A 6,846-nucleotide genomic window follows, 5' to 3' on the forward strand; every position below is an offset into this window, starting at 1 on the left:
CTCCCCAATTCATAATTCATAATTCATAATTCCCACACCCCACTACCCCACTGAAAATTATGCGTACAAATTGGCGAATCGGGTCTTTATTGGGCATTCCTCTCTATATTGATTCCTCGTGGTTTTTGATTCTGGCTTTTGTCACCCTGATCAATGCCACCGATGCAGAAATTCAGTCTCTGGCCGCCCAGAGTTCTGTTTTAGCGTGGTTACTTGGTTTAATCATGGCTTTATTGCTATTTATCTCAGTTTTACTCCACGAATTAGGTCATAGTTTCATGGCTCGTTGCCAAGGCATCGAGGTCAATTCCATTACCCTGTTTCTCTTTGGAGGTATGGCCTCGATCGAGCGAGAATCTCGGACTCCTCCAGAGGCCCTGCAAGTAGCGATCGCTGGACCCGTCGTTAGTTTTCTCCTGTTTTGTCTTCTATCCCTAGCCAGTCACTTACCCTATTTAAACGCCAATTTAACTTATATATGCGGGCATTTAGCGATAATTAACCTGTTTTTGGCTCTATTTAATCTTATCCCCGGTTTACCCCTCGATGGGGGTCAAATTTTAAAAGCAATGGTCTGGCAAGCGACTGGCGATCGCTGGAAAGGGTTACATTGGGCTGCGATCAGTGGTCAATTCATCGGTTGGTTGGGGATTATTTTGGGGATTTTCTTGGTTCTCTTGACGGCAGATGTGGGGGGTGCCTGGTTAGGATTAATGGGCTGGTTTATCCTCAGAAATGCCCGCGCTTACGATAATTTAACTAATTTACAGGAAAGTCTCCTCAATTTCACGGCAGGAGAGGTGATGAGCAGAAATTTGCGGGTTTTAAACGCTCATCAAACCCTACAGGAATTCGCCCAAGAATACGTTTTAGACCGAGCAGCTGCCAATACTGCTTATTTTGCCGCTTCCGAGGGGCGTTATCGGGGATTAATTCGGGTGGCAGATTTACAGGCGATCGAGCGGAGTTTCTGGTCAGAAAAACAACTGCTTGATATTGCCCATCCCCTCGCGGAAATTCCCACTGTTGAGGAAAAAACCCCCTTAGTGACAGTGGTGCAAAAATTGGAAACCATCCCAGACCGCATGATCACGGTGTTAACACCAGCCTCCGCCGTAGCCGGAGTGATCGATCGCGGCGATATCCTCAAGGCAATTGCGATTAAATACCAAATTCCCCTAGAGGAAACGGATATTGAACGCGCTCGCGAGGGAGTTTATCCCAGTTATTTGCCCTTAAATGTTATTGCTGCCGCTCTTGACAAGAGTGAACGGCCAAAAATCGGCGAACCGTCCTTAATGTCCTGACGTAGAGAGGATGGACGGTAATAATCTTGAATATCGCTAATCCGAAAATTTCCTCGCTGGTTAACCTGCCACAATTTCCCCGTTTCCACATCTAAACAACTTAACCAGCCTTGGCCGTAGGCCCAAGTATCGATACAAATGGCATGGCCGAGATTAATCGGTTTCCCGCTTTTTTGGCTGGTATGGCCGCAAATCATGGTTTTTCCCGAACTATGGGCGGCGGGATATTGAAATTTCTCCCAAAAGAGTTTGTATTCTGGTTGTCTGGCCAGGGGTAGATGGGGATCGAGACTAGCGTGAACAAATAAATGATTTGCAGTTTCGTAGCTATTTATACAGACTTTTCCTAAAAAATCCCAGTGAGATTCGGGAATTTTAATCAGGTGGCCTTCGCTATAGGATTTTAGAGTAGCTTTACCGCCTTTTTCTAACCAGAGACGCTGTTTGAAGGGGTTATGACGGGCTTGCAGCATAATAATCTCGTGATTACCCTTGAGGGGAATCAAATTTCCCTGTTTGTGTAGGGAAATCAGGCGATCGATCACCCCTTTCGAGTCTCTGCCCTTATTAACGTAATCACCGAGGGTGATTAAAGTATCTTGCGGTTTGGGATTGACGATCTCTAGCAAGTGATCTAGAGCTTTCGAGCAACCATGAATATCGCCGATCGCTAAGGTTCGCATGAGGATTTGGTAGGGGATTAGGGCATAGGTACAGGTAAAAGTATTAAAGAAATCTGTTCACGACAAACAGCGATTATCGGTGATCTTGCTTAGGGTAACAAAAAGGCTTACAGTAAAATGTACCATAAATTATCAAATCTACTAAATTAATTAAGCTGTGCCGAAAGTTGTTATTGCAGGTAACTGGAAAATGCACAAAACCCAGAGAGAAGCTCTGGAGTTTTTGCAAGATTTTAAATCCCATCTAGAGGAAACCCCGGACGACCGAGAAGTAGTTCTTTGCGCCCCTTTTACAGCTTTAGCTGTCCTCTCTAAAACCCTCCACGGGGGTCGTATTCGCCTGGGGGCGCAAAATGTCCACTGGGAAAAATCGGGGGCTTATACGGGCGAAATCTCGGCGGATATGTTAACCGAAATTGGGGTTCACTATGTGGTTATCGGTCACAGTGAACGCCGGCAATATTTCGGCGAAACCGATGAAACCGTCAATTTAAGGGTTATATCTGCCCAAAAACAAGGTTTAATCCCGATTATCTGTGTGGGAGAAAGTAAAGCCCAAAGAGATGCTGGAGAAACGGAAAAGGTAATTATCAAGCAAATTCAAGGGGGTTTAGTCAATGTTGACCAAAAAAACCTCGTTATCGCCTACGAACCCATCTGGGCGATTGGGACGGGGGAAACCTGCGAAAGCGAGGAAGCAAACCGCGTTATCGGTTTGATTCGGCAACAATTAGACAATCCCGAAGTAACCATTCAGTACGGTGGTTCGGTAAAACCGGATAATATCGATGAAATTATGGCTCAATCGCAGATAAACGGGGCTTTAGTCGGTGGGGCGAGTCTAGACCCCGCCGTATTCGCTAGGATTGTTAATTATCGTTAATTGATTTCTGCTGCCATGACGCTATTTTCCAAAACCCCGATGCCTTCTATTTCCACCCGAACCTGATCTCCCACCTGCAGCGGTCCGATTCCTTCGGGAGTTCCCGTTAAAATTACATCCCCCGGCAGCAGGGTCATCACTTGGGAGATATAAGCCACCAAGACATCGGGGGGAAAGACCATATCACTCAGATAACTGCTTTGTTTGGGTTCGCTGCCATCATTGAGAAAAGTGGTTAATTGCGCCCCGATACTCAGTTCCCGGACAATCCAGGGGCCGAGGGGACAAAAACTGTCAAATCCTTTCGCCCGCGTCCATTGGCTATCTTTTTTCTGTAAATCCCTAGCGGTGACATCGTTAGCAATGGTATAACCCCAGATTTTACTTCTGGCCTGGGCTGTGGTGCAGTTTTTGGCGGTTTCTCCGATAATTAATGCCAATTCTCCCTCATAATCCACTCTTTGGGATTGGGGCGGATAAAAAATCGTTTCACCATCGGCGATAATTGTCGTCGGTGGCTTGAGAAATAAAAGCGGTTCTTCCGGTACAGGTGTTCCCATCTCGGCGGCGTGGGCGCGGTAATTTTTGCCCACGGCAATAATTTTCGACGGGAAACAGGGGGCTAATAGTTGGTAGCTATCAGGTTCTAATTCTAGCTTGGTTAGTTGCCCTCCTTGCCAGGGAGGGGCATCAAAGACGGCAACGCTACGGTTTAGCTGTAACAGTCCGTAGAAGATTTGTCCTTGACGATGTTTCACTCGTACATAGCGTTGCGCCATATTTTTCTGGGAATGACTAGCGATCGACTCTCGGATAGTAGTATGATCATATATCCTTGCTTCTTTATTAAAAGCTAGAGAGTTATGAAAATCAATTAACTCCTGGCCTTGACAAAGAAGCCTTCTAGTCCATAAGGATTCTGAGATGAGCAATAACTACGAAACTCTTTACATTCTCCGTCCCGATTTAGGGGAAGAAGTCGTTCAGCAACAAGTGGAACGTTATCGGACTCTGATTAGCGAACACAGCGCCACAGACATTGAAGTTAAGGTGTGGGGTAAAAAACGTCTGGCCTATCCCATCAAAAAACTCAATGATGGTGTCTATGTGCAGATGAATTATCAGGCCAGCGGCAAACAAGTTGCCCCCATGGAACGGGCTATGCGTTTAAGTGATGAGGTTATTCGTTATTTAACCCTAAAACTCGATCGCGTGGTCGCCCCCCCTGCCGATTTATCTCCCTTAACGGAAATTCCGCCCTCTCCTATCACCGAAGCGGTGGTGGAAGATGACGGTATCTCCGCTGAAGATTAATTATAGTCACAACTGTGTCGGGTCAATGCCCAATTCGCGTAATCGGGCAAAAGCGTGATCGCGCTCCTGTTGTGCTTGGTTGCGTTCTTGTTGTGCTTGGTCGCGTTCTTGTTGTGCTTGGTTGCGTTCCTCAAAGAGGGTTTCAGGGTCTTTAAATCGTTCCCCATTGGGATAAAAGACCTCTAAACCCTCTTCAAACATCTCGAACCGAATTCCTAGGATTGGGGAAGTCCAGGGAAAATTCAAGGCCGTTACTGGGAAAAAATCCTCTTGCTGATTGGCCCGCACCAATCCCCAGAAATCATGGGAGTCTGGGTCATAGAAAAACATTTCTAATACCCCATGCTCCCGATAGAAAGACTGCTTTTTGAGCATTTCCCTGGCACTATTGCTCGGAGAGAGGATTTCAAACACTACCTGGGGGGCAATATTGTCTTCTTCCCATTGTTTATAGCTGCCGCGCTCACCCGGTGGACGGCCGAAAACTACCATGGCATCGGGAGCTTGACGGGGAGCGGGGGGTACAGTTACCTGCTGGGGATACCAGAGCAAATCCCCGGCGACAAAGACGGTTTGCTCTTTAAATAAATACTTGAGATTGGCAACCAAGCGAACAATCCAGCGATATTGAACTGTGTTGTCGGCCATGGGTTTACCGTCGGAATCAGGATAGAAAAGTTGGGGTTCGATGGGTGCTTGAACCATGCTTTATCTCTTGCGATCGCATTTTGGCCTAGCTTTATTGTATCACCGCAAATCCTGGGTTTAAAACCCCATCCTAAAAGGACGGCTTGGCCTTAGACCTCCTGCCAAAGTTGTATAAGTAACTTAGAGTATTGTTAAGATTTGATAAATTTAACGGCAAGACTTTCAAATCTACAGAATTAAACATTATAAATCAGGCAGAACTACATTTTTTAAGAGGCATTTAGTTATGACATTATCAAAACTTATGAAATACTCCATCGGGGGGGGGTAATACTTATCAGTCTGGCGGCAGCGGGTACGGCACAAGCCGTTGACCTAAAAGCCAACTTCCGTCTTTTTGGTGAAGTGAATCGATTCGGCTTGGGTTATGGTGACATGGCGTTACACTTCGGAGTTAATGCCCCTGCCTCCCAAATTGGAGGCTTAGGATATTTTCCAGGTGGTACACCATTTACATCGGGGGTACTTAGTTCCGTTGTTCTTCCACCAGGTGGTGGCTTCACTGTTGTAGATACTCAATTTTCCATACCTTTTTCACTTGATGTCGATCAGCCGGCTTCCCTGTACATGGGCATTGGTGATAATGGAATCGGCGGTCCTCAAGGCGGTAGCATTCAAGTAATCTTCGACTTTTCAGATAATATCTACTTTGTAGGTTCAATTCTTGGATTCACCCCTGATCAAGGATTTGCTTTAACGTCAGTCACTTTAGCTGACGGTACTCCCCTAGAGAATGCCGGGTTAAAATTCGAGTTTATTCTTGAAAATACGGTGTTAACAGCAGGGGCATCAGCCTTTGATGATAGGGGTGCTGGTCTTGCAATTGATAGTGTAGTGGCTACTCAAGACCCTTCTAACATAGCGGCGGTTTTCATCTTTCCAGGAACTGCTACCGCAAAACTGGAAGGAGGTATAGATGGATTTAATCCAAACACTAACGCGTTGGCTGATCTTGATGTTAATGTCGAACCCGATCCATTTGTTTTCGATCTAGCCTTTGCTACCGTTAGTGGTGCTAACAATATTAAACTTACCCGAATTTCTCAACCCACTTCTACTCCTGAACCTAGCACAATTTTAGGCTTAGGTGTATTGGGATTTGGCGCTTTCTGCCAGCGCAAACTATCTCAAGGGAAGAAGTCAAAACAGGACAATTGAGTTGAGAACTTTGGGATTTATCCCCCCTTAATCTTCCCTGAATAAGGGGGATATCTGACAGTTTTTAACACCTACCTACTTATAGGAAAATAGGGGTTTGGTTGAGCAATAGCAAGGCCTAACCTGCTATTTTCTAATTGTTAAAGGCAAACCTTTTTCTTTTCTAACTTCTCAACATAAGTCAATGGCCTCTTTGATATTTTGTAGAGCTTCTTTTTGAGTCTCACCTCAATTTCCTCAATCAGATTTTCTAAATCGAGGCACTCCCACTTACCTTCTTTAAGTAGGTTAGCAGTTTCTTCTACCCACAGATTAAAGTCTGTGTCATAAAGTTTCTTGGCAGTAGATAGCATATCAGATTTCTCCTACCTCCTTCATCTTAGAGGATTATGACTGGGAGTCTTATAATTTTCGTGGGATAGGTTTGCCATCCATCCTAGCTAATAGACCTCTTGCATAACTTTTTTATGGTATGATGGAAGGTTTTGCTTTTTTCTCGATTTTTAGATGGAAGTAGAAAAAAGAATAAAATGTGATCTTAGGTCAGGAAATCATCTATACTTTTGCTATATTTATTAGCAAAAGTATGGATGATCAAAACTTATCATATGAACAGTTAAAACGCCGTTTCGGTGTGTATAAACAAACCTAGAGAAAGATGGTAGAATCAGTAAAAAGTGTTGAAGCTGAATCTAATTCAGTATCTAAAAGGAGACCGAAACCTAAACTATCTATAGAAGAACAAGAACGTTAGAATATTGGCGAGAATATAGAACATATTTTCACATTGGTA

8 protein-coding genes and 1 pseudogene are annotated in these 6,846 nt (G+C 44.7%); 5 read left to right on the plus strand and 4 right to left on the minus strand.

Annotated elements, in window-relative coordinates:
- The first annotated feature begins 59 nt into the window (after window positions 1-59).
- Entirely contained in the window at window positions 60-1,307 is a 1,248-nt protein-coding gene (locus IM475_RS09810; RefSeq protein ID WP_287659558.1) for a site-2 protease family protein, read from the plus strand.
- On the opposite strand, the gene IM475_RS09815 is transcribed toward IM475_RS09810, so the two are convergent.
- On the minus strand, window positions 1,226-1,990 hold the full coding sequence (locus IM475_RS09815) for a metallophosphoesterase family protein (RefSeq protein WP_287659559.1): 765 nt from the start codon (window positions 1,988-1,990) through the stop codon (window positions 1,226-1,228). The genes IM475_RS09810 and IM475_RS09815 overlap by 82 nt on opposite strands.
- A gap of 157 nt (window positions 1,991-2,147) precedes the next feature.
- Between IM475_RS09815 and tpiA the strand changes: the two genes are divergently transcribed.
- Complete coding sequence (gene tpiA / locus IM475_RS09820; protein WP_002801963.1) at window positions 2,148-2,873, plus strand: triose-phosphate isomerase; 726 nt, start codon at window positions 2,148-2,150, stop codon at window positions 2,871-2,873.
- Here tpiA and IM475_RS09825 read toward each other — a convergent pair.
- Window positions 2,870-3,652 (minus strand): fumarylacetoacetate hydrolase family protein, encoded by a 783-nt coding sequence (locus IM475_RS09825; protein WP_287727418.1) that lies wholly within the window; start codon window positions 3,650-3,652, stop codon window positions 2,870-2,872. The genes tpiA and IM475_RS09825 overlap by 4 nt on opposite strands.
- 145 nt (window positions 3,653-3,797) lie before the next feature.
- Here IM475_RS09825 and rpsF point away from each other — a divergent pair, with 145 nt between their 5' ends.
- Entirely contained in the window at window positions 3,798-4,187 is a 390-nt protein-coding gene (gene rpsF, locus IM475_RS09830; RefSeq protein WP_008202835.1) for a 30S ribosomal protein S6, read from the plus strand.
- Between the two features lie 6 nt (window positions 4,188-4,193).
- Here the strand turns inward: rpsF and IM475_RS09835 are convergent, their stop codons facing one another.
- On the minus strand, window positions 4,194-4,892 hold the full coding sequence (locus tag IM475_RS09835; RefSeq protein ID WP_287727415.1) for a Uma2 family endonuclease: 699 nt from the start codon (window positions 4,890-4,892) through the stop codon (window positions 4,194-4,196).
- 378 nt (window positions 4,893-5,270) lie between these two features.
- Between IM475_RS09835 and IM475_RS09840 the strand changes: the two genes are divergently transcribed.
- Entirely contained in the window at window positions 5,271-6,053 is a 783-nt protein-coding gene (locus IM475_RS09840) for a PEP-CTERM sorting domain-containing protein (protein WP_287727416.1), read from the plus strand.
- A gap of 140 nt (window positions 6,054-6,193) precedes the next feature.
- On the opposite strand, the gene IM475_RS09845 is transcribed toward IM475_RS09840, so the two are convergent.
- Window positions 6,194-6,406 carry a DUF29 family protein gene (locus IM475_RS09845; RefSeq protein ID WP_287727417.1) on the minus strand — a complete coding sequence of 71 codons (213 nt, stop codon included), beginning with the start codon at window positions 6,404-6,406 and terminating at the stop codon, window positions 6,194-6,196.
- 215 nt (window positions 6,407-6,621) lie between these two features.
- Between IM475_RS09845 and IM475_RS09850 the strand changes: the two are divergent.
- Window positions 6,622-6,846, plus strand: a pseudogene (locus IM475_RS09850) (helix-turn-helix domain-containing protein); the annotation flags it as partial.

It is taken from the genome of Microcystis sp. M061S2 (assembly GCF_020245605.1).
Classification (GTDB): Bacteria; Cyanobacteriota; Cyanobacteriia; order Cyanobacteriales; family Microcystaceae; genus Microcystis.

Bases quoted from the DNA above. Each gene is read 5' to 3' on its own strand.
- rpsF (WP_008202835.1), top strand. From the start codon at position 3,798: ATGAGCAATAACTACGAAACTCTTTACATTCTCCGTCCCGATTTAGGG.
- IM475_RS09810 (WP_287659558.1), top strand. From the start codon at position 60: ATGCGTACAAATTGGCGAATCGGGTCTTTATTGGGCATTCCTCTCTAT.
- IM475_RS09845 (WP_287727417.1), bottom strand. From the start codon at position 6,406: ATGCTATCTACTGCCAAGAAACTTTATGACACAGACTTTAATCTGTGG.
- IM475_RS09825 (WP_287727418.1), bottom strand. From the start codon at position 3,652: ATGGCGCAACGCTATGTACGAGTGAAACATCGTCAAGGACAAATCTTC.
- IM475_RS09840 (WP_287727416.1), top strand. From the start codon at position 5,271: ATGGCGTTACACTTCGGAGTTAATGCCCCTGCCTCCCAAATTGGAGGC.
- IM475_RS09815 (WP_287659559.1), bottom strand. From the start codon at position 1,990: ATGCGAACCTTAGCGATCGGCGATATTCATGGTTGCTCGAAAGCTCTA.
- IM475_RS09835 (WP_287727415.1), bottom strand. From the start codon at position 4,892: ATGGTTCAAGCACCCATCGAACCCCAACTTTTCTATCCTGATTCCGAC.